Annotated in this window: 23 protein-coding genes, 1 tRNA gene and 1 pseudogene; 16 read left to right on the top strand and 9 right to left on the bottom strand. The window is 51.8% G+C overall.

The window, feature by feature from the left end:
• Positions 1-31: 31 nt before the first annotated feature.
• Together DPV68_RS13790 and DPV68_RS13785 are read right to left on the bottom strand one after the other, a co-directional pair.
• The gene (locus tag DPV68_RS13790; protein ID WP_114167360.1) at positions 32-664 is read right to left on the bottom strand and encodes a hypothetical protein; all 633 of its coding nucleotides are present in this window, start codon (positions 662-664) and stop codon (positions 32-34) included.
• A gap of 87 nt (positions 665-751) precedes the next feature.
• Positions 752-1,108, bottom strand: coding sequence for a PilZ domain-containing protein (locus tag DPV68_RS13785; protein WP_114167359.1), 357 nt, complete (start codon positions 1,106-1,108; stop codon positions 752-754).
• 245 nt (positions 1,109-1,353) lie between these two features.
• Between DPV68_RS13785 and tnpA the strand changes: the two genes are divergently transcribed.
• The 3 genes and pseudogenes from tnpA to DPV68_RS13770 all read left to right on the top strand — a co-directional run bounded on the left by tnpA (position 1,354) and on the right by DPV68_RS13770 (position 2,849).
• Positions 1,354-1,752 (top strand): IS200/IS605 family transposase, encoded by a 399-nt coding sequence (tnpA, locus tag DPV68_RS13780; RefSeq protein ID WP_114167358.1) that lies wholly within the window; start codon positions 1,354-1,356, stop codon positions 1,750-1,752.
• A gap of 127 nt (positions 1,753-1,879) precedes the next feature.
• A pseudogene (locus DPV68_RS13775) lies at positions 1,880-2,395 on the top strand (RNA-guided endonuclease TnpB family protein); the annotation flags it as partial.
• A gap of 205 nt (positions 2,396-2,600) precedes the next feature.
• A complete protein-coding gene (locus DPV68_RS13770) occupies positions 2,601-2,849 on the top strand; it encodes a hypothetical protein (RefSeq protein ID WP_034777481.1) in 249 nt (82 codons plus the stop codon).
• A 31-nt stretch (positions 2,850-2,880) separates the two neighbouring features.
• Here the strand turns inward: DPV68_RS13770 and DPV68_RS13765 are convergent, their stop codons facing one another.
• From DPV68_RS13765 to DPV68_RS13740, 5 genes are all read right to left on the bottom strand, one after another.
• Complete coding sequence (locus DPV68_RS13765) at positions 2,881-3,576, bottom strand: queuosine precursor transporter (RefSeq protein WP_034777482.1); 696 nt, start codon at positions 3,574-3,576, stop codon at positions 2,881-2,883.
• Between the two features lie 769 nt (positions 3,577-4,345).
• Positions 4,346-4,416, bottom strand: a tRNA-Thr gene (locus DPV68_RS13755).
• A 111-nt stretch (positions 4,417-4,527) separates the two neighbouring features.
• The gene (locus tag DPV68_RS13750) at positions 4,528-6,903 is read right to left on the bottom strand and encodes an immune inhibitor A domain-containing protein (RefSeq protein ID WP_114167356.1); all 2,376 of its coding nucleotides are present in this window, start codon (positions 6,901-6,903) and stop codon (positions 4,528-4,530) included.
• Positions 6,904-7,039: 136 nt separating this feature from the next.
• A complete protein-coding gene (locus DPV68_RS13745; RefSeq protein WP_114167355.1) occupies positions 7,040-7,834 on the bottom strand; it encodes a class I SAM-dependent methyltransferase in 795 nt (264 codons plus the stop codon).
• Positions 7,835-7,872: 38 nt separating this feature from the next.
• Complete coding sequence (locus DPV68_RS13740) at positions 7,873-8,184, bottom strand: TroA family protein (RefSeq protein WP_114167354.1); 312 nt, start codon at positions 8,182-8,184, stop codon at positions 7,873-7,875.
• A gap of 181 nt (positions 8,185-8,365) precedes the next feature.
• Here DPV68_RS13740 and DPV68_RS13735 point away from each other — a divergent pair, with 181 nt between their 5' ends.
• The 9 genes from DPV68_RS13735 to DPV68_RS13695 all read left to right on the top strand — a co-directional run bounded on the left by DPV68_RS13735 (position 8,366) and on the right by DPV68_RS13695 (position 16,164).
• Entirely contained in the window at positions 8,366-9,229 is an 864-nt protein-coding gene (locus DPV68_RS13735) for a cation diffusion facilitator family transporter (RefSeq protein ID WP_114167353.1), read from the top strand.
• A gap of 86 nt (positions 9,230-9,315) precedes the next feature.
• Positions 9,316-9,792, top strand: coding sequence for a GNAT family protein (locus DPV68_RS13730; protein ID WP_114167352.1), 477 nt, complete (start codon positions 9,316-9,318; stop codon positions 9,790-9,792).
• A 46-nt stretch (positions 9,793-9,838) separates the two neighbouring features.
• Positions 9,839-10,828, top strand: a complete 990-nt coding sequence (locus DPV68_RS13725) for a LacI family DNA-binding transcriptional regulator (RefSeq protein ID WP_114167351.1) — start codon at positions 9,839-9,841, stop codon at positions 10,826-10,828.
• A 109-nt stretch (positions 10,829-10,937) separates the two neighbouring features.
• Positions 10,938-11,882, top strand: a complete 945-nt coding sequence (locus DPV68_RS13720; RefSeq protein ID WP_114167350.1) for a carbohydrate kinase family protein — start codon at positions 10,938-10,940, stop codon at positions 11,880-11,882.
• Positions 11,879-13,309 (top strand): sucrose-specific PTS transporter subunit IIBC, encoded by a 1,431-nt coding sequence (locus tag DPV68_RS13715; protein WP_114167349.1) that lies wholly within the window; start codon positions 11,879-11,881, stop codon positions 13,307-13,309. The genes DPV68_RS13720 and DPV68_RS13715 overlap by 4 nt, the downstream gene beginning before the upstream one ends.
• A gap of 18 nt (positions 13,310-13,327) precedes the next feature.
• Complete coding sequence (locus DPV68_RS13710; protein ID WP_114167348.1) at positions 13,328-14,746, top strand: sucrose-6-phosphate hydrolase; 1,419 nt, start codon at positions 13,328-13,330, stop codon at positions 14,744-14,746.
• A gap of 125 nt (positions 14,747-14,871) precedes the next feature.
• Positions 14,872-15,171, top strand: a complete 300-nt coding sequence (locus DPV68_RS13705; protein WP_114167347.1) for a hypothetical protein — start codon at positions 14,872-14,874, stop codon at positions 15,169-15,171.
• Between the two features lie 78 nt (positions 15,172-15,249).
• The gene (locus DPV68_RS13700; protein WP_114167346.1) at positions 15,250-15,666 is read left to right on the top strand and encodes a YhfM domain-containing protein; all 417 of its coding nucleotides are present in this window, start codon (positions 15,250-15,252) and stop codon (positions 15,664-15,666) included.
• A gap of 78 nt (positions 15,667-15,744) precedes the next feature.
• A complete protein-coding gene (locus DPV68_RS13695) occupies positions 15,745-16,164 on the top strand; it encodes a YhfM domain-containing protein (protein WP_114167345.1) in 420 nt (139 codons plus the stop codon).
• Positions 16,165-16,186: 22 nt separating this feature from the next.
• Here DPV68_RS13695 and DPV68_RS13690 read toward each other — a convergent pair whose 3' ends face one another.
• Entirely contained in the window at positions 16,187-17,032 is an 846-nt protein-coding gene (locus tag DPV68_RS13690; RefSeq protein WP_114167344.1) for an alpha/beta fold hydrolase, read from the bottom strand.
• Positions 17,033-17,147: 115 nt separating this feature from the next.
• On the opposite strand from DPV68_RS13690, the gene DPV68_RS13685 reads away from it, so the two are divergent.
• From DPV68_RS13685 to DPV68_RS13675, 3 genes are all read left to right on the top strand, one after another.
• Positions 17,148-18,143 (top strand): helix-turn-helix transcriptional regulator, encoded by a 996-nt coding sequence (locus DPV68_RS13685; protein WP_114167343.1) that lies wholly within the window; start codon positions 17,148-17,150, stop codon positions 18,141-18,143.
• Between the two features lie 218 nt (positions 18,144-18,361).
• The gene (locus tag DPV68_RS13680; RefSeq protein WP_114167342.1) at positions 18,362-19,222 is read left to right on the top strand and encodes a metal-dependent hydrolase; all 861 of its coding nucleotides are present in this window, start codon (positions 18,362-18,364) and stop codon (positions 19,220-19,222) included.
• An 8-nt stretch (positions 19,223-19,230) separates the two neighbouring features.
• Complete coding sequence (locus tag DPV68_RS13675; RefSeq protein ID WP_114167341.1) at positions 19,231-19,989, top strand: DUF817 domain-containing protein; 759 nt, start codon at positions 19,231-19,233, stop codon at positions 19,987-19,989.
• Between the two features lie 41 nt (positions 19,990-20,030).
• On the opposite strand, the gene DPV68_RS14880 is transcribed toward DPV68_RS13675, so the two are convergent.
• Positions 20,031-20,438, bottom strand: coding sequence for a hypothetical protein (locus tag DPV68_RS14880; protein WP_157964196.1), 408 nt, complete (start codon positions 20,436-20,438; stop codon positions 20,031-20,033).
• 67 nt (positions 20,439-20,505) lie between these two features.
• Here DPV68_RS14880 and DPV68_RS13665 point away from each other — a divergent pair, with 67 nt between their 5' ends.
• Positions 20,506-20,928 carry a hypothetical protein gene (locus DPV68_RS13665; protein WP_157964195.1) on the top strand — a complete coding sequence of 141 codons (423 nt, stop codon included), beginning with the start codon at positions 20,506-20,508 and terminating at the stop codon, positions 20,926-20,928.
• Positions 20,929-21,049 lie beyond the last annotated feature (121 nt).

The raw sequence follows: 21,049 nt of genomic DNA, 5'->3' as shown, positions 1-21,049 counted from the left end.
CCCCTCGTAACGAAAGCGAAAGGGGCAGTTCTCATTTTAATTTTTGTCGGCTTGGTGGTGCCTCGTTGAACGGTTGTTTATGGCGAATGATCAGCCAGAACAATAATCCGAACAATGGGATATAAGGCAGCGGCCACAAACTCATCTTATAACGCTTGGCATCCCGGTTCATGAGCGTAATCTGAATGAAGGCGAGTAAAAAGAAATCGACCGTCATCGTCCGGACGAACTGGTTCTGTTCGACGTACGACCAATACTCAGCCACGTTCCCGGTCGTCGCTGCCGCGATGAACAGGCCGATCGTCACGAGCAAGAGCAGCACCCCGAGCAGTCGCGTCGGGAGCGGTTTGATTGGTGTCGGATAAGGCGACTGTCGCGCGAACGCCAAGTACGGGGCGATGATGAAGCCGCCGACGACGAAACCGGTCGCTGCCGGTAAGAGCGGGTTCGGGCGCAACTGGTTCACCTCGGACCAAAGAAGTGGGAACAAGGCGAGTGGATAGACGCCTAGGATGCTGAACAAGGAAAGCGAATATCCTTCATAGGCGTCCGTGTTATACGTAATAAAATCGAGCAAAAACCGGCTCGAGAACGGTTCGTTCGGCCCAAGGAGCGCAATCGCGATCGCGGCGGCCCACGGAATGAGTAAAAACTTTCTAGTCATGCCCTACACCTCGAGTCTGTCTCTGTTTCCATTAGTATACCCCGGAATCAAGCGAACAAAAAATGAGAAGTGTCAGTCGACACGTTCTCATTGGTTTTCACGCGCGAACGCTTTAATCATCGTCACGAGTTGCTGGGTCTCGTCAGAGTTCGACTCGAGTCGAATCCCATAATCATATAGGCTTCCCATCTGGCCGCGGTGCCGGACATGACCCGTCAGGTCGAGCGGTTGAATCAACGGGACGAGATCAAGTTTGACCTGAACCTTCAACCCTTCGGATAGTGGGAATAAGTAGTCGCACCGCATCTTCAGACCATGAGCGCTGATATTGAGCAGCTGTGCTTCCCCGTCATGTAGTTCTTTGTCTTCCCAGATGAGGCGATACGGGATAAAGCGGGGGTTCGGTAAGATATAGCGAAACGTTTCTTGTCGTCGATAGCGCATCGGTTCACCTCATTTCTCTATCTAGAGTATCGGCTAGTAATGGCAAATCGTAAAGTGTTGAAGCCGCCAAAATTTAGGAAGCGCGGTTTACAGAATTTGCGAACGAGAAAGCCCACTGCCTCAGTGGTGGGATGAACGTGAGCTTGATGTCGGAATTCCGCTAGTCGGAATTTCAGAGATCAACAAATATGATCTTATCCCGAGAAAATGTATCGCTCAAATAGACAAAGTGATACAATGAACGTATGAACAACTATCGAAGAACCAACAGCACCGTGTCGATGCTCCATTATCATTTCGTGTTCTGCCCAAGGTATCGCCGAAAACTGTTCGATGACGACCTGTTCGAGCGACGGTTCAAAGAGATCGTCCACGATGTCTGTGAAGGGCTCGACATCCACCTCCTCGCCATCGAGTGCGACCGGGACCACACGCATCTATTCTTATCCGCATTGCCATCCATCAGCCCGTCCGACATCATGGCGCGCATCAAAGGCGTCTCGTCGAAGCGGCTCAGGGAGGAGTTCCCGCACCTCACACATCTCACGAGCCTCTGGACGAGATCCTTCTTCGTGTCGACGGCGGGAAACGTCTCCAGCGAGACCATCAAACGTTATGTCGAGGAACAAAAGACAAGGGGATGAGACCGTGTCGCAGACATTGACCGTGAACATCAAACTCCATCCGACGAGAGCGCAACAGGCCATCTTGGAGCGGATGATGGACACCTACATCCGCACGGCGAACCAGCTCGTCGCGTCCACGGGCTGCGACAAGGAGCGGTTCTTCGGGAACGGGCGCGAGAACAAGTACATGAAACGCAAGTTCCGGGCGAAACGGAAAGAGCTCGGACAAAAGAAGAAACTGAAGGCGATCAAGAAACTGGACAACAAAGAACAGCGTTGGATGAAAGACAAGGATCACAAGGTGAGCCGTGAAATCGTCGACTTCGCAAAAGAGAACCATATCTCTGTCATCCGCCTCGAAAGACTGGCGAACATCCGACAGACGGCAAGAACAAGCCGTAAAAACGCCAAGAACCTGCACACCTGGTCGTTCTATCGCTTGGCAACATTCATCGAATACAAGGCGAAGTTAGAAGGAATCAAGGTCGAATATGTCAACCCTGCACACACATCTCAGACACGCCCTTCTTGCGGAAGCCGAAACAAAGCGAAAGACCGGACATACGTCTGTCTGTGCGGATTCAAGAAGCATAGAGATCTGGTCGGTGCGATGAACATCCGGTACGCACCTGTGGTCGATGGTGACAGTCGACCAGCCTGAGAACCTATAGGGTCTGTCTCAGGAGGGGTGATGGCACACCCTCATCTGAAGGCTCGGACAAAACAGAAATGGCCTGCGTCCGCACGGGCACTTCAGAATCCCACCCATCCTGAAGGGATGGGCTTGCGGCTTTAGCCGTGGGAGTGTCAAAGAATTGAAAACGCTTTCTATAATGAGAAGACAGAGTGGATAAAGGAGGGATCGTATGAACGTCAAGGATTTACTCCGACGCTATTCGATCGACGAACCAATCATCTACGCGAAAAATCTACACGGGCAGTGGGTCAAGCTCGAGCAACTGCCGCCTTACACCATACTAGAGGTCGAGGCGACGGACGAGGCCATCGAGGCGCTCGCCATCGACGCGTACGTGGCGCTCACCGTTTGTCGGGAGAAATCGTCGCTTGAGGATGCACGTCCTTATGCGGTGCGGCTTCATATCAAAGGTAAGTAAAAACCGCGAGCCGATGGGCTCGCGGTTTTGTTTAGGCTGCTTTTTCTGTCTCATCTTCCTGTGGGACGGTCCGTTTTGCGTAATACATGAACGGCGTCGCCATCCAAGCGATGATGAACTTGGCAACATACGTCGTGATGAAGATATTCCACCAGATGTCCCATTCCATGCCCCAGAAGGCGATCGTACAGAACGTGAGCGTGTCGATGAACTGAGAGACGACGGTCGAACCGGTCGTCCGGAGCCACAGTTTCTTCTCACCGGTCTTGGCACGAATCTTCGAATAGATGAAGACGTCGAACAGCTGTGAGACGAGGTAAGCGGCGAGACTACCGAGCGTGATGAGCGGTAGCATCGAGAACAGCGCTTCGAAGCTCTCATGCATGAACAGCGCCTCTTCGAACGGCTCATAAAGCAATGCGAATTGCATGAGCACCGTCGAGACGATCAAGATGAAAAAGCCGAGCCAGACGCCTTTACGGGCGGTGTGGCGACCATATTTTTCATTCAAGATGTCTGTCGCTAAATAAAGGGAACCGTAGACGATATTCCCGAGAGTGAAGATGAAACCACCGATTACAATCTGCTGCGTCACTTGGATGTTGGCGACGACCGAGGCCATCGCGATCCAGGCGAACAGTCCGACGCGTCCGAATAGCTTATAGCTGAGGACGAGCAGACCGAGCGTGAGCAAGGCAGAAGGAATCCATAACCATTCATTAAGCATGGGGATCGTACTCCTTCCAAATCATTCATTCTGTCAACTTTACAAGTTTATAGAGGAACGGAAAGCGTGTCAAGACAGTTTCCATGACTGAGCGAAAAGCTCCTCTCACCTGGGTTTTGGATGAGAGTGATATATCTAGTTGGTATGCTGTCATACACCACTTATTTCGAAAGCATCCGAAAGTGGCTCGAAAATCGGTTATAATATCACATGAAAGGTGGACAAATTATGAAAGTTATATCGGCAGTGATTTTATTATGTAACTCTTTTTGGATGACGATTTATTTGTATGGCGAGTATGCTGTTAATTCCACTAAATTTAATTCTTCTTTAACAATATTTCCTGTGGCACTCTTTATACTGTCTATCATTTTCTTTTTCACTTCTAAAGAGAGCTATCAAGCTAAAGAACACAAATAGAATGACTAGTTAAGAGTTTAGAAAAGATTAGGGAATACATCAAATAAGCGTCCTGCGGGGCGTTTTTTGTCGTCTGTCAAAGTTACAGTCTTGGCTAGAATTCAATAAGTGACTTCACATTATAAACAGGTCACGTATAAGCAAATAATAATCTCGCTCCAGAAACAACCGACAGAGACGTTTGGCGCCATGATAGAACACAAGAACGTTGATTGAGATAACAATCGTTCGACAAATAATTTCATTTTGTCGACAATATGAAATGATAAACTGTGCACTGACAAAAAGAAAGCACATCCTGTCATAAACAGGAAGTGCCTTGAACCGCTTCGTTGAGCGGTATATTTGATGCCTCCGACGAGAATCGAACTCGTGCTGCAGCATTACCATTGCTGAGGTCTGCCACTAACCTACAGAGGCGGTTACATCTAGTATGTTACACAGTCTGTTATGAAATTTCAAGCTTTTTTAGAATAATAAGACCCCCGCCCCTCCTCATGGTGAGAAGGGCGGGGGTGCGTTGAATCAAGCTTACTTCGTCCGGACCCAAACAGCTCCAGCCGAGTTGTCTTTCGCTTCGCCGACGACGTCGACGACGAGACCGTACTGTGGCAGTTTACGGCCCGCATCCGGGATGAGCGAGTTGATGTACGTGTTGGCGTCGTTGAACTGTTTCACGCCTGGTTGAGCTTTGTAGTCATAGATTCCACGGCTCGGTGAATCGATGTACCAAGGGAGCGTCTTGTCTAAGCTGAACGCCGCGTCTGCGATCTGGTAACGCGTGCTACCTGTGACTGTGTCTTTCCCGTTCAAGTTGCCGATGAGTGCCTCAGGGTGCGAGTCGACGACACCGAGGAAACCTTCACCCGGATGGATGCCGACCCAGTTGTCTGAGAACGAATCATCCGCATACCAGACGACGAGACCTGTGTTGTACTTGACGCCACGGCCGTTCAAGAGACCTGTGTCAGCGCCTTCATGGTTGCGCCATTCGAGGTAGTAGTAGTGCGGTTTCGTGTCATAGCCATCCGACTTGACGAAACCGTCGAGTGTGACTTTTTCAGCGCCTTCCGCATCGTCCGCGAGAAGTGACTGGCCACCTGACGTGATCGACAAGTTGTCGAGGGCGAACCCTTCAAGGGCAAGTCCGCCGTCTGTCACGTATTCGAAGACGATTTGTACGTCTTGACCAGCGAACTGAGACAAGTCATACGATTTGTTCACCCAAGCGCCGTTCGTCGATTCCGCACCGTTTCCAGTATTGTCATCGCCATAGACGTCAAGGACGACTTCTTTGCCGCCGCTGAGTGCTTTCACGTACAAGTAGTCGTAGTCATATTCGATATCGAAGCGCGTGTCGAATGCAAGTGTACCGTCCGCGCCGAGTTTGACCGTCGGTGTAGCGAGTTCGGTATGCAAGTTATCGCCTTTTGTCGAGTAGTAGTAATACTTCCCGAATGCTGGATCGATGCCTTTCACTTTCTTGTCAGGAAGGTTCACTTTCAACAATCCGGGGTTCGTCGATTTCGTCACCGACTGATCGAGTTTCGAGACGAAACCTTGTTGTGTGATGTCTTCAAGGTCGACTTCCGTGATATTTGCCCAGTTACCGCCCATCAGTTTTTGGAAGTACTCTTTGTTTTGTGGCGAGAAGCTCGTCGGTTCCGTACCTGCCACTTTACCAGCCCAGCTGCCGCCGCTCATAATCGACCATGATTGGACCGGTTCGCCTTGGCCAGTATACTGTGTGTCGTATTCATCAGGAAGACCGAGGTCGTGGCCGAATTCGTGAGCGAAGACGCCGACTGCGCCGTCTTCCGGTTGAATCGTGTAATCGTAGGCCGCCATTTTACCGCCCCAGTATGGGACTGCTGCCGTTGTATTGTTGACCGGATAAACCCCGTTTAATACCCAACGGTGTGACCAGACCGCGTCGTCACCGAGGACCCCGCCACCCGCTTCTTGGCCGGTACCGGCATGAATAATCATTAAGTGGTCGACCAAGCCGTCCGGCTCGTTAAAGTCGCCGTCACCGTCAAGGTCATACAAGTCGTATTGATCGTGCTCGGCAAGATCGACGCCAGAGGCGACCGCTGCGTTCAACGCGTCTTTGACGAGTTGGCGCGGACCCGGCCCGATGTTGTCATTCCCGCCGGCCGGATTGTCACCGCCGTAATCTTTCGCTGTCCCAGGGACGCTCAACCAATCAGAGACGGTACCGTCGACCGTATAGCTGCCGCCCGACTGTTCTTCATAATATTGTTTGAACGTCTGGACTTTGTCGCCGTTGAACAATTCGAACGACTCGTCACCGAACATATACTGCTCGTAGTGTTCTTTACTGAAATTGTCGCTATACAGATAACCTTCTTCTTGAACGACGTTATTATGTTTGAAGTCGCTATACTCGACGAGCAGGACGAGGACTTTGTCTTCACGAACGGCGCCGTTATAGCCAGCCTGCTTGGCCGGGTCGACTTTGACTTGGCCGTTTGGCTTGCCTTTTCGATAGTTCGCTTGCCCTTTTTTTGCTTTGTCGAGGAGACGTTTCGATTCTTTTTCGAATTGGTTATGTATCTTCTCTTTCGCTTTGGTTGCTTTTTCGTCTAACTCATCGTCATGCTTATGAACGTCTTTCGCGTTGCCTTGCTTCTTCTCGATATAAGCATCGACGGCTTTTTGGCGTTCAGTCGCCGAAAGGCCTTTTTTGATGACGCCGCGTTTCTCGAGTGCTTTGGCGAGACGGTCCTCATCGATGATGTTGTGATCGAATGGGGCGGTATTGCTTGGGGTTGGTAACGGTGAAGCGGCGAGTGGAGCGGCACCGACGGCCGGGATTGCACTGATGCTCATGACCGATGTCAGCGCCACGGCGAGCGTCGTGCGACGGATGGAACGTTTTTTCATTTGTACTAACCTCCTGTGAAAATAATGGGAAATTGTGTGAGCTTGAATCCAACGTTAAACTTGCGTCAGATTAATGTCAATATTCAGAAAATAATAACTTTAAAAAGAGACTTTCGTCCCTGTTGGTCCTAAAGACCTAAGGGAGTCGAGTCTCGACTTCAATGATGCCGTAATGAAATTTGGACGTTTTACGAATAATCCTTGTAAAACCAAACGTTTCGAACGTCTCACTCTCAAAATGAGCCTTTAGGACAATCCGTCTAGCCGCGACACGACGGGCCTCCGTCATGAGTTCAAGAGACAGTGGATTCGTGTTGGCGAGAGAACGTAATGGGTTCAAGTGAACCGATTCGGAAATCGTCTTTTCAAACATAGGATCGAAGTAGACGACGTCGAACGAATCGTCCGGGCATGTCTTTAAATAGGTGAGGGCATCCGTCCAAACGACCTCGAGTCGACGCATCGCCTCATTAATGGCGGGCTCTTTTTCTTCCCAAACGGTTAGCCCCTCCTTGACGAGCATTGCCGTGACAAACTCGCTCTCGAGTCCGACGACGCGACCAGTCGGCCCGACGACGTGACTGAGGACGATGCTGTCCGAGCCGAGCCCGAGCGTGCAGTCGAGGACGCGATCACCTGGTCCGATTGCGGCGGCGTCGACGAGCGGGTCGTTCCCGCCGCGAGCAAGCTGCTTCACGCGGAACACCGAGCTCGATGGATGGAAGAAGAACGGTTCATCTCCGTCGGGCGGGGTATATTCGACACGGCGCTTATCAAATACGAGGATGCCTGTCTGGTGGCGTTGCTTTAACGTGTCGATGGAATGTTTGCCCCGAGAGACGAAACGGACGCTATAAGTAGCCGCATGTGCCTTGGCACGTGCGATTACCGCCTCGGTAGGGCGTAAACAAGTCGTAACGATATAGGCCATAGTATCTCCTTACTGAAAAAATGAGACGCGGAGGCGTCTCATTTTTTCTTGCTGAGTAAATCCGATAACTCCTCGATGAGCGCCTTATGGGAGGCAAGTTCTTTCTTCTTCTCGTCGTTCGGGTTGATCGGGCGTTTCGAGCGGCTTTGGAGCGCCTCGAGCGTCTCGTCGATTGACGATCTGAGCGTATCGCGATCTTCCGGCTTGAGCGTCACTTCATGCGGATTTTCACCGCTCGCGTCAAGTTCGCGTAGACGAGCCATCAATTGTTTTGCTTCTCGGTTCAAATCAGCGAGTAATCTGTCAATTTGTTCCAAACGAAGCTTGATTCCATCGCGTTCTGTAAACATTTGTTTCACCTCTTTTATGGGGATAACCCTATTGTCTCTTCCCATTTACTTTACCATAATTTTTGAACAACGAAACTACCGGGAATATATTCCATTTTTATTGGCTACGGGAAACACTGTTTCTCTATGCCCACATGAATCTCAACTGGTATACTGACTTAGCTAAAAAGGAGGTGGTCGGATGCAGTCGACAACTCATCCACCAAAAGCGCTCAAAGGCGCCATTTTATCGATTTCGACGTATTTGGTCTTATCCGTATTAAAAGTCGTCTTCGGTTCTATCTATAATTCAGAGGCCGTCCTTGCCGACGGATTCAACAATACGACCGACATCATCGCATCGATTGCCGTCTATATCGGCATCCGCATCGCCGCACTGCCCCGAGACGCCGAACACAAATACGGCCATGCCAAGATGGAGACGCTCGCCGCGCTCGTCGCCTCGCTCATCATGGTTGCCGTCGGGGTGTTCGTCTTATTGAACAGCATCGCTACCTTGGTCGGTGGTGAATACGTCGAACCGAACCCGCTCGCCGCCGTCGTCGCGTTCGTCAGTGCGCTTGTCATGTTCGGCGTGTATGCGTACAATTCCAACTTGGCTAAAAAGACCCGGTCGCTCGCTTTGAAGGCGGCCGCTAAAGATAACCTTGCCGACGCTATGATCTCGATCGGGGCGACGCTCGGTGTCCTCTTCGCTTACTTTAAACTGCCGTGGATGGATACGGTGCTCGCCGTTCTCATCGCCGGGATGATTATTCGGACCGCGATTCAAATCTTTCTCGATGCGACACATCAGCTCTCCGACGGATTCCCACCGGACCTCGTTGATTCCTATGAAGAGACGATTCAACACTTCGATGCCGTCAAGGAAGTGCGTGAAATTAAGGGGCGTCATCTCGGAAACCACGTCATGCTCGATGTGACGATTGCCGTCGAAGGTAGTCTCACCGTCGAGGAAGCGCACGATTTGTGTGATGATATCGAGCGAGAACTCGACGAACATCACGCCGTCGATTCGGTCCACATTCACATCGAACCGGTCTGATTTCGGTTATCTTTTGCGCTTCACGGCGCCGTTCGTATATAATGGGTGTGGAAAGACAATGAGATAACTGTTAAGGAGGGCACGGGATGGAAATCGTGCGTCAACCTATTCGTCAGATTGATGAGATCGAATATGAGCATTTTAAAAAATACGGTCAAAGTTCTTACGGCATCTCAGCTGAAGAATTAAAAGGCATCTTTGTCGAGATGGGCGAAGAGCAGGTGTATTCGGCCGACGCGCATAGCTATGGGGAGGACTTCTATTACGACCTCCGTGTCGATGGTCAAGTCGTCGGAAAAGTGTTGCTCTTAAAACTGGCTCGCGTCTATCAGCTCGACTTGATGGTGTTCGACCCGTTCAAAGACAAGAGTTATGCGACTGAAGGGCTTCGCCTCGCGCTCGAGAAATCCGATTTGAAAGAAGGGCATACGGTCCGCGCCGGCATCCCGCCGACGAGCCCGCATCAGGAAGCGGTGCGCCGTGTGCTCGAGAAGAATGGGTTCGAGAAACGGAACGGCCTTTATTATTTAAACTTTAAAAAGCGATACGTGATCAACCACTGAACTGACAGCGTCTGACGCGTCAGTTTTTTCGTATGGAGGTTTTGAAATGAAACAAGTGACTATCAATGACATCGCCAAACTGGCCGGGGTCGCGAAAAGTACCGTTTCCCGTTATTTGAACGGCGGCTCGGTCGGGCAGGCGACGCGTCAGAAAATCGAGCGTGTCATCGAAGAGACGAATTATGAACCGAATCAGTTCGCACAAAGCCTGAAGTCGAAACAGACGAAAATGATCGGTGTCATCGTCCCGCGGCTCGATTCCTATGCCGCTTCTCGCACCATAATGGGCATCGACGAGCGATTGACCGAGCGCGGTTATCAAATGCTCGTCGTCAACACGGCCCAACAGACCGAACGCGAGATCGAGCAGCTCTATAACTTGGCGAAACAGAAAGTGGCCGGCATCATCTGGCTCGGGACGACCGTGACGGAGCGGCACTTGCAGGCGATCAAAGACATCCAAATCCCGGTCCTATTGCTTGGTCAAGAGCATGAACACGTCCATAGCCTCGTTTATCCCGATTTCGACGCGGCGTTCGCCCTCGGTAAGCAGTTCATGGAATGGGGTCACCGTGACGTCTTATATGTCGGGGTCGGTCCGTACGACATTGCCGTCGGACAGGCACGGCGCGATGGTTTTCTGCACGCGTTCAAAGAAGCAGGCGCGAACGTAACGACCCATACGACGACATTCAAAATCGAGGATGCCATCCCGATCGGGGAACGGATCGCCGAGGCGACCGACGACGCGACGCTCATCGTCTGTGCGACCGATAACATCGCCCTCGGCGTCTTGAAAGGGCTCGCCAATGGAGGCAAGTCGGTGCCGGTGGATATTTCGGTGAGCGGATTCGGCGGATATGATTTCACCGAAGTGCTCCATCCGTCGATTACGACGGTGCACCTTCCATACCGTCGAACCGGCTCTCGGGCGGCTGACATGATTATCCAATTGTTATCTGGTGAGACCATCCCGATGAAAACGTTCACATCTTTTGAATTAAAACTGCGAGAAAGCGTTGACATTTTAAAATAAATCGATTACATTTGTGTTGCGGAACCGGTTCCGCAACATTTTTTTATTCGTTTTTGGAACCGGTTCGACAGATACTTCGAGCAACACATTTAGACATGGAGGTGGACGGATGAACACCGTACATTGCATTGGTGAACTATTGATTGATTGGGTTTGTGAGGATGCGTCGAGCGACCTCGTCAACGGGACGACATTCGTGAAGAAAGCGGGGGGCGCACCGGCAAACGTCGCGGCGGTCGTCAGTAAACACGGAGGAAATTCGAGTTTCCTCGGTCAAGTCGGGGCAGACCCGTTCGGACGATTTTTAAAACAGACGCTCGTCGACAACGGCGTCGGCGTCGAGAACCTGGTCGAGGAAGGTGACACGACGTTCGCGTTCGTCTCGATTCAAGCTGACGGGGAACGAGACTTCACGTTCCGCCGCGGCAGTGACGGCGATTATGCGTTCGAGTCGATCGACATGTCGGCCTTCAAGCCTGGAGACATCGTTCATTTCGGATCGGCGACGGCACTCCTCGATGGTGAGTTAAAGAATGCTTACTTCAAACTGCTCCAGTTTGCCAAGCGTGACGGCCTGTTCGTCTCGTTCGACCCGAACTATCGTGACGCGCTCGTGGCCGACCTCGAGGCGTTCAAACAAGATTCGCTCCATTTCATCGCCGAAGCGGACTTCGTCAAGTTGAGCGAGGAAGAAGCGCATTTGTTGACCGGGCTTGACGATTTAGACGAAGCGATCGCGTCGCTTCTTGAAGCGGGTGCGAAACGAATCGCCATCACGCTCGGCTCGCGCGGGACGCTGATTGCGACGAAAGACGTCAAAGAGGTCATCGCTTCAGTGAAAATTGAAAGCGTCGATTCGACGGGAGCAGGTGACGCCTTTGTCGGCGCCTACTTGTATCGCTTAGCGACTCTAGGAATCGATGACGAGCGCTTATTGAAGGACATCGAATACGCAAACGTGACCGGCGCTTTGACGTGCACGGCATACGGCGCGATTCCGGCCATACCAACACAACAACGCGTGCTTGAAACGCTAGGAGGGAAACCAGCATGAACTACAGACAAGAAGCAGAAGCGATTTTAGAGGCGATCGGCGGAAAAGACAACGTCGCCGCCGCGGCCCACTGTGCGACCCGGCTCCGTCTCGTCTTGAACGACGAATCGAAAGTCGATGAGAAGAAACTCGACGCCCTCGACGTCGTCAAAGGAACGTTCTCGACCGGTGGCCAGTACCAGATCATCATCGGACAAGGCACGGTCAACAAAGTGTACGCCGAATTCGCCCAATTGACAGGGCTCGGCGACATGTCGACAAGCGACGTCAAGTCGGCCGGCGCGAAGAAAGGTAACCCGCTCCAACAGTTCGTCAAGATGTTATCGGATATCTTTGTCCCAATCATCCCGGCCATCGTCGCCGGCGGTCTCTTGATGGGGATCAACAACTTGCTCACGGCACCTGATTTGTTCTTCGACGGCAGCTCACTCATCGATCAGTACCCAGGCATCGCCGATCTCGCCGCGATGATCAACACGTTCGCCAACGCCGCCTTCGTCTTCTTACCTGTCCTGATCGGGTTCTCCGCCGCCAAGCGGTTCGGGGGGAATCCGTACCTTGGCGCCGCGCTCGGGATGATCATGGTTCACCCGGATCTTGTCAACGCCTACGCCCAAGCAACGGTCGGCGATATCCCGGTTTGGAACATTCTCGGCTTTGAGATCGAGAAGCTCGGTTACCAAGGACAAGTGTTACCGGTCCTCGTATCTGCTTATATCTTGTCGAAACTTGAAATCAATATCCGTAAATTCATGCCAGCATCACTCGATATCTTGCTCACACCGCTCCTCTCGCTCCTCATTACAGCGTTCGTCACGTTCGCCTTCGTCGGACCGATCACACGCGAAGCGGGTAACTTGATCATTGACGGTCTCGTTTGGACGTACGACTCACTCGGCTTCTTCGGCGGTCTAGTCATGGGTCTCTTGTACGCACCGATCGTTATCACAGGGATGCACCACAGCTTCATCGCCATCGAGACGCAACTTCTCGCCGATATCGCACGCACGGGTGGATCGTTCATCTTCCCGATTGCAGCTATGTCGAACGTCGCACAAGGTGCGGCCACACTCGCTGTCTTCTTCTTGACACGTGATCAGAAGATGAAAGGTGTCGCTTCGGCATCTGGTATCTCGGCATTATTAGGGATCACCGAGCCGGCCATGTTCGGGGTCAACTTGAAACTACGCTATCCGTTCATCGCGGCCATCATCGGTTCAGGGATCGCCTCGGCGTTCATCGTTGGACGTGAAGTCCTCGCCGTCGCCCTCGGTGCGGCAGGTCTCCCAGGGATCATCTCGATCGCACCAGCGTCGATCGTCTCGTATATCATCGGTATGGCCATCGCCTTCGCGGTCGCCTTCGGATTGACGTTCGTGCTTGCGAAACGCCAAGCGAAAAAAGAAGCAGTCAAACAAGCAGCATAAGAAAAAGGAAGTGATGTTATGAGTTGGACGAAGGCAGAGCGTTACCGCTCGTTACGTGACGTGAGTGCCCTCGAGATGGAGACGCTCCGCACGAAGACGGCAGCTTCCCCGTGGCGGTTCGGATACCATATCCAACCGCCGACGGGACTCCTGAACGACCCGAACGGATTCACGTATTACAACGGGGAATATCACATGTTCTATCAGTGGTTCCCGCTCGGACCGGTACACGGTCTCAAACACTGGTATCATGTCACATCACCCGACCTCGTCACGTGGACAGACCGCGGGGTGGCGTTAGTCCCGGAGACGACCGAAGATTCACACGGTGCCTATTCAGGCAGCGGGTTCGTGAAAGACGGAGAACTCCATGTCATGTATACGGGCAATCACCGGACGGATGACTGGACGCGTCACGCCTCGCAAGTGATTGGCGTGTTACGGGATGGAAAGATCGAACGTCGTAACGTCGCGATTCCGGACGTGCCGGCCGGGTACACGGAACATTTCCGTGACCCGAAAGTGTGGCTCGAGGACGGTGCCTATTACGCCGTCGTCGGCGCACAACGCACGGACGAGACGGGTTGCGTCGTGTTGTATCGCTCGATCGACTTGGACGAGTGGACGTTCCTCGGTGAAATCAAGACGGGACTCGAACGGTTCGGCTACATGTGGGAATGTCCCGACGTGTTCGAACTGAATGGACAGCACGTCCTCATCTTCTCGCCGCAAGGGATTGAACCGGATGGGCATCACTATCAAAACATCTATCAGTCCGGATTCTTGATTGGTAAGCTCGACCTTAAAACGTTGACGTTCACACACGGCGCGTTCGAGGAGCTCGATTTCGGTTTTGATTTTTACGCCCCACAGACGACAGAACAGGACGGACGACGCGTCCTCGTCGGTTGGATGGGACTCCCTGAAATCGGGTATCCGACGGACCGCTTCGGTTGGGCCCACGCCTTGACGTTACCGCGTGTACTCACAATCGAGGACGGATTGCTCAAGCAGCGTCCGGTGGCGGAGATGACAACGCTTCGCCAAGATACATTCCTCGATGTGTCCGGCACGTCAGTCAGCGTCGCGACACCGGACCGGTACGAACTGGAGATGAAAACGGATGGGTCGGACTTTAGCCTCGAATTGTTGCAAGTTGAAGATGAGTCACTCGTCATTCGTTACGACGCAACGGCAGGCGAGTTGACGATCGATCGTACAAATGCAGGTGAGCCGTTCGCGACCGAGTATGGCACGACACGGACAAAAGCGATTGCCGTGACGTCGCTCCACGTGTTCGTCGACTCGTCGAGTGTCGAATGCTTTGTCAATGACGGTGAAGCGGTCGCCACGCTCCGCGTCTTCCCGAGCGAGCTCGAGAAACAGTTGCGCTACGAAGGGGCGACTGCGAGCCTGACCGGTTGGACGTACCAATAAGGAAAAGCTGAGCTTCGGCTCGGCTTTTTTGTTGTCGTGAAAAGTCAACGGCTTCCTCCTGCGCTTGTGGTATTCTTGCAATAGGTAATAACTTACATATTTTAATGGCAGGAGTCGATTTGACGATGTGGATGATTTTAGGAGTACTGGCGATTGGCGCGACACTGGTCAATTTGTATACGTTCAGCATCGGGAAAGATTACAAGTTGCCGATGGCGATTGCGTTGTCGCTGACAGCGCTCACGGTGTGCGCGGACTACAGCTATTTATCAGTATGGGTCGAAGGGGAGGATTGGGCTGCGTTGGCGGATGTCATCCCAGGTATGGGACGGGCGTGGTGGGTCTTGACCAGCATTTCGATCCTATTGAACTTGTTGCCGATTTTTTTAGAGCGCATCAGAAAGCGTGTGTTACGAGTTTCTTGATAGTATGTAAAAATTTGTGAAACTTTTCGTCTGGATTTTCGTAAAAAGATAATGAGCAACAAGAATGGGGTGAAGTACATGAAACTGGATCGGGCAATCTTCACGGGGGCTACGGCGATGTTCAAAGCATTTATGAACTCAGAGGAGAATGAGTTGAACAGAGAAGAGATGATTCAAGCGAGAGTTGCTGAGTCGTCAGGAATTGGTTCGTTCAATGAGACGGATTTCATCATGTTCAATGGAATCGAAAAAGTGAGACCGTTCGCGGACATGCTGCGTAATGCAGATGATGCGCTCGAAGATTCCATTCACGAGGAACCGGACTTTGACTTGGAGCTTCATTGGAAGGGCGGGATGATGGCAAAGTATCATCTTTGGCTCGGACAGAAACATCAACCGAGCTTTTTGATGGATGTGACGCATCCGCATCTCATTTATCGCGTGTCGAGGGACATGACGAACCAGTTGATTCAAGTGCTTGGGTTGGATGAGTGAACGAGTGACGTGGAATGTGAAACTTTACTTGCTTGAATCACGTATATCAACCATGTACAGACAGAGGGAGTCTATTTTATGAAACATCGACATACATCAGTCTTTGCTCTCGTCACATTATCACTTACCTTGACCGGTTGTGCCTCGAACGATTTCCGGACGGATGGGATTGAAGAAGTCCGCGTCTCGGAATCGGACGGATTCAGCAGTTTTCAAGAGCGCGATATCGTCACGTTCGACGAATCGGAATCGATTCGAGTGTTCGAAGACATGCTGCGTGAGGCAGACGAACTTCCCGGTGTCGCCAATGTGGTTGGGCCCGAATACGATATCGAAATCCGCTTCGAGGACGGGGAGGCGGACCGCTATTATCTTTGGCTCAACGATGATCCGAAATCGGTCAGTAGCCTTTACGATGCGGACGACACGAACGTCGGGTACCGCCTCCCGGCTGACGTGACGGAGGAATTGATTGAACTGCTCGAGTCAGGCGACTAAAAAAGACGCCCGCATCGGCGTCTTACGAGTTAAAGCGGATAAAGCGCTCAATCTGTTGTTCGCTCTTTCGCGCTTGACGGCCGATCCAAATCAAATGGCCGGGACTGTTCAAGATGGTGAGCTGGGCGTGCGGGATGAGCCGCTTCGCGTGATGTGCGTGACGGACCGGCACGGCCTTGTCATTTTTAGAGTGGACGATATACGTCGGGCACGTCACCCCGAGCAGCGCTTCATCGGCCACTTGTTGTCGAAGGTCGAACTGGGCACCGAGACCGAACGCCATTTGGTTCGCGACTCGTTTCAATAGGAAGATATCGTACGGGGTCACTTCGTCGCGGATGACATCGAGTGCGAGCAGGCTCGTCGATTGAATCATGCGGGCCGTCGCCTCGAACGGTTGTTTTTGAATGGCGCGGGCGACGAACTGTTTCATCGCAAACTGAAGCGCGATGAACGCCGGTTGGGCGACGTTACGGCTTACGTAACGACGATACGGGAAATCGACGACGCTCGTCACCGCGGCCGCGAGCGTAAGACTGAGCGCGTGCTCGTTCTGTGACGCAAGTTCGATTGCCGTCGGCCCGCCGGCCGAGATGCCGTACACGTGATAACGCTCAATCGACATCACTTCGAGCAAACGACGTAAGTTCGCGGCGAACGCTTGCGGCGAGGCCGAAAATGAGTACGGCGTCTCACCGTAGCCCGGACGAGATGGGACAATAACCCGAAAACCGGACACGACGAGCCGGTCCACATGGTACGGTTCGAGGCTTGACGATTGGGTCCCATGAATCAGGACGATGACCGGACCGTGACCGCGGTCCATATATTCGATTTTCGTGCCGTTGACGTGTGCATAATGTTTCACTGCAGAAGGGCCTCCTTAAACGATTTGTAATGGAAAATACCTTTATTTCATGGAAATAACATGCTACTGTCTGTTTATACATATTTTACATAAAGAAGTGAAAGGGGATTAAACCGTGAACAACCGAGAAAGGTTACTCGAGGTGAGACGGTTTTTCGAACGCCATACAGATGACAACCATCCGAAGACGTTAGAAGACTTGCTCGAATATTTATCTACTATCGGAGATACTTCTAAGTTAGCAAAAAAATCAGTGAAAGACGACATCCAAGCATTGACCGATTCGGGGTTCGAGGTGCAGGATGAGCTTGAGAAGAACGGCCTCGCCAAAAAATATTGGCATTCGGCCCGTCTGTTTGAAATCCATGAGCTCCGGATGATGGTCGACGCCATCGTCGCGGCGAAGTTCATCTCGGAGGACGTGACAGAGCGCATCGTCGAGAAACTTCAAAAACTGACGAGCATCCCGGAAGCGGAGACGCTCCAGTCGATCATCAAGACACCGAAGAAGAAACATGGACAGATTCCATATCATATCGATCGCATTCAGCGTGCGATTCAGGAACAAAAGGCGATCTCGTTCCAATACACGGACGTCGTCGGCTTTGACGCCACGAAGCGGACGTTTCCGCTCCGCCGTGACGGCGAACGTTACGTCGTCAATCCGATTGACCTGCACTGGAATCATGAGCAGTATTATTTGATTGGCATCGATGAGTCGATCGGGGAAATCCGAAACTATCGCGTCGACCGCATCGTCAACTCAGAGATTGTCGAGGATGATACGCCGCGTTTGAAGCATCATCTACCCGACGACTACTTCCAAAAGTCGTTCAACATGTATAACGGACTCGACGAGGAAATCGTCCTCACTGTCGATGAGCGGGTCCTCCCGGTCATCTTTGACAAGCTCGGTGAAGACGTCTCAATCACGCAAGACGGTGACCGCTTCTTGATCCGCTTCGATGCGGCCGTATCTGACGGCTTCGTCTTCTGGCTGTTGTCGCTCGGCACGCAAGTCGAAGTGCTCGAACCGATCACGCTTCGCGACCATATGCGCGAGACAATCGAGGCGATGGCCGAACGATATGCGAAGGCGAGCATTCACTGAAACGGTTGAATTGAAGATATGATATACTGCTTGCGACACTTGTAGAAGGGGGACAGGCGGATGTTAGATTGGATGCCATTAATCATTCCGATTGTCGCTGTCATTTTTGTCGCCGTCGTCGCAAGACGCGCCATGAAAATGGACCAAGAGAAATAAGCTAGGACGGACATCCTTCTCGTCATGAGGGGATGTCTTTTCCGTCCAAAAGGAGGAGACCGTTGGATACCATCACCCATACGCTGTTCGGTCTGACGCTCTACGGGGCGGCCGACAAGCGAGACTTACAAACAAACGAAAAACGGGCCTTGTTCGTCACGACGCTTGTCGGGAGTCAAATCCCGGACAGTGACGTCATCTCGCGACTTTGGGACACGGAAGGGATGTATCAGATGTGGCACCGCGGCATCACCCATTCGATTTTCCTCGTCCCGTTGTTCGCGCTACTCATTTACATACTCGTACGCCTGTTGTTCAAGGTGACCGATATCCGTTACTTCTGGTGGGCACTCTTGTCCGTGTTCATCCATAACACGGCGGACTTGTTCAACGCCTGGGGGACGGGCTACTTCGAACCGTTATCGGATGTCCGGGTCACGTTCGGCGTCATCCCGATCGTTGATTTCGTCTATTGGGGCATCTTCCTAGTCGCCTGGCTGATTGCACGTCGAGCGGACGTCCGGCATACGGTGTATCGTTACGCCTGGGCCGCCATCGTTGTGCACGTCTTGGTTCAAAGTGCGCAAGGGGCTTACTTGTATCAGTCGTATGCCGCCAATCACGACGAGGTGGCGCTGTCGGCCTCGTTCATCCCGACCCAGTTCACCGTCATCACGAAGACGGAAGAGTCGGTTTCGATTTTCAGTGATTCGGTCTATCAAGAGCCCGAAGTCCAATACGAGTTGACGAGTGCGGACGATGCCGACTTGAATCCGCTCTTCGACAGGAATAAAGAAGCGATCACGCTCAAACAGTGGTCTCCGTTCGTGGTCGTCGTCGAGGATGACGAGCGGCTCGGCTTATATGACCCACGCTTTTTTGATGGCGAGTCGTCATTTCTTTATGAATACATCGAATTGTAGGTGATTCCGTGCGACGCATACGATATTTATTCATCTTTGGTTACGAACAGGCGCTCAGCTGTATCTTTCCAGTCGCTATCTTCGGTGCGCTCGCGCTGACGAAATGGTTCGATTTCCCGATTCCGCGCTACGACGTCCTCTTCATTTGGTGTCTGTTCGTCCAAGTCGTGCTCGTCAAGACGGGGCTCGAGACAATGGAAGAAGTGAAAGTCATTAGTTGGTTCCACGTCATCGGGCTCGGCCTCGAGCTGTTCAAAGTCCAGATGGGGTCGTGGAGTTATCCCGATGAAGCGCTGACGAAATGGTTTGGCGTCCCGCTCTATGCGGGATTCATGTATGCGAGCGTCGGTAGCTACGTCGTCCAGTCGTGGCGTCGACTCGATTTGGAATTTCTCAAGATGCCACCGCCGCTCATTGCGTTTGGCCTCGGGATTGCCATTTACTTCAACTTCTTTTGGCACCATGTCTGGGTCGATTTGCGCTGGGTGTTAATCGGCCTCGTTTTTCTCGTCTTCGGTCGTGCCATCGTCACGTATCGGCTCGACGACCGCCGCTTCACGATGCCCGTTGTCCTTGCCTTCTTTTTAATCGCCTGCTTCATCTGGTTCGCAGAAAATATCGTCACGTTCTATAACGGGTGGGCGTATCCGAACCAGTTGAGCGGCTGGGCGCTCGTTGACCTCGGCAAACTGTCGTCGTGGTTTCTGCTCGTCATCATCAGCATCTTGCTCGTGGCGTGGCAGAAACGGAGGCAGGAGTTATCTTAAAAAAACGTGTGCGACCGATTTTGGTCGCGCACGTTTTTTTGTTACGTCGATGGTTGTTTAGATCGAGCAATCATATGGACGATGAACACATAGAGCGGGAATGTGAACGCAAGGGCAATCATCAAGAGCCCGACGGCTGGACTTGGCCATGCCGCTTCATTCGGAGCGGGGACGACTCTTGTCCAGACATAGGTCAACAGCACTAAATAGGGGAGCCACAGGACGTAAAGGAATAAGTTCCAAGTGGAAGGTTCAAGATGCCTAAAACGTTTGATGATGACACGTGTGAACAAGGTGAGTGAGGCAAGACCGATTGTAACGATGATGAGCATGTACGCATCACCAATCCTCAAAAAGAGTCGGCCACTGTTGGCGAGCAGTTGAATGTTCAAAAAAAGTAAAACCGCGAGCAAGATGGAGATAGTTTGTAATTTTAGAAATTGGGTCATGACAGTCTCCTTGAAAATGAAATAGTGATGAAACTTTGTACGGCAGTGTTCGTAAAGAAAAGGTGAGGTGAGAAGTTTGGTTGATTTGATTGGGTTTTGGTGTATCACGCTCGCACTTGTCGGCGCGGCGTTCATGTATTTTGTGCAATGGCGACAAGAGAGGAAACTAGGTAAGCTGTTTGCGTCTATCGGATCTATGCTATTGCTGGTGCTCGTGTTATTCATGACAGTCCCTGATACGTATGACCGAGCGAACGCTCAATATAAAACAGAGACGGGTCCGTGTTACGTCGTCAATAATGGGGCAAAAGCCCGTGATATCGACATATATGTGAATGACATATCGTATGAGACGCGTCTACGTCCGGATATACCATACGGCCCTGGAATCGAATTTGAGTGCACCATCACAATAACGCAACGTTTGAATACACTCGTCGATTATGAGTTACGGTCTGAAGATGGTGACGTTCTGTTTCCGACATATTAAAGGACTCCTTTCATAATGGATACTTTTTTAGTCGATTGAGTGGGAGTGGCAGGGTGGATGAAACACTCCCACATTGTTTCTGAACGTATGAAAGTGTAGGGACTGTCTCTTATACACATCT

It is taken from the genome of Exiguobacterium sp. TNDT2 (assembly GCF_003331145.1).
Lineage (GTDB): Bacteria > Bacillota > Bacilli > Exiguobacteriales > Exiguobacteriaceae > Exiguobacterium.
Note: the sequence above shows the minus strand (reverse complement) of the source record. Positions and strands in the feature narration are given on the sequence as shown.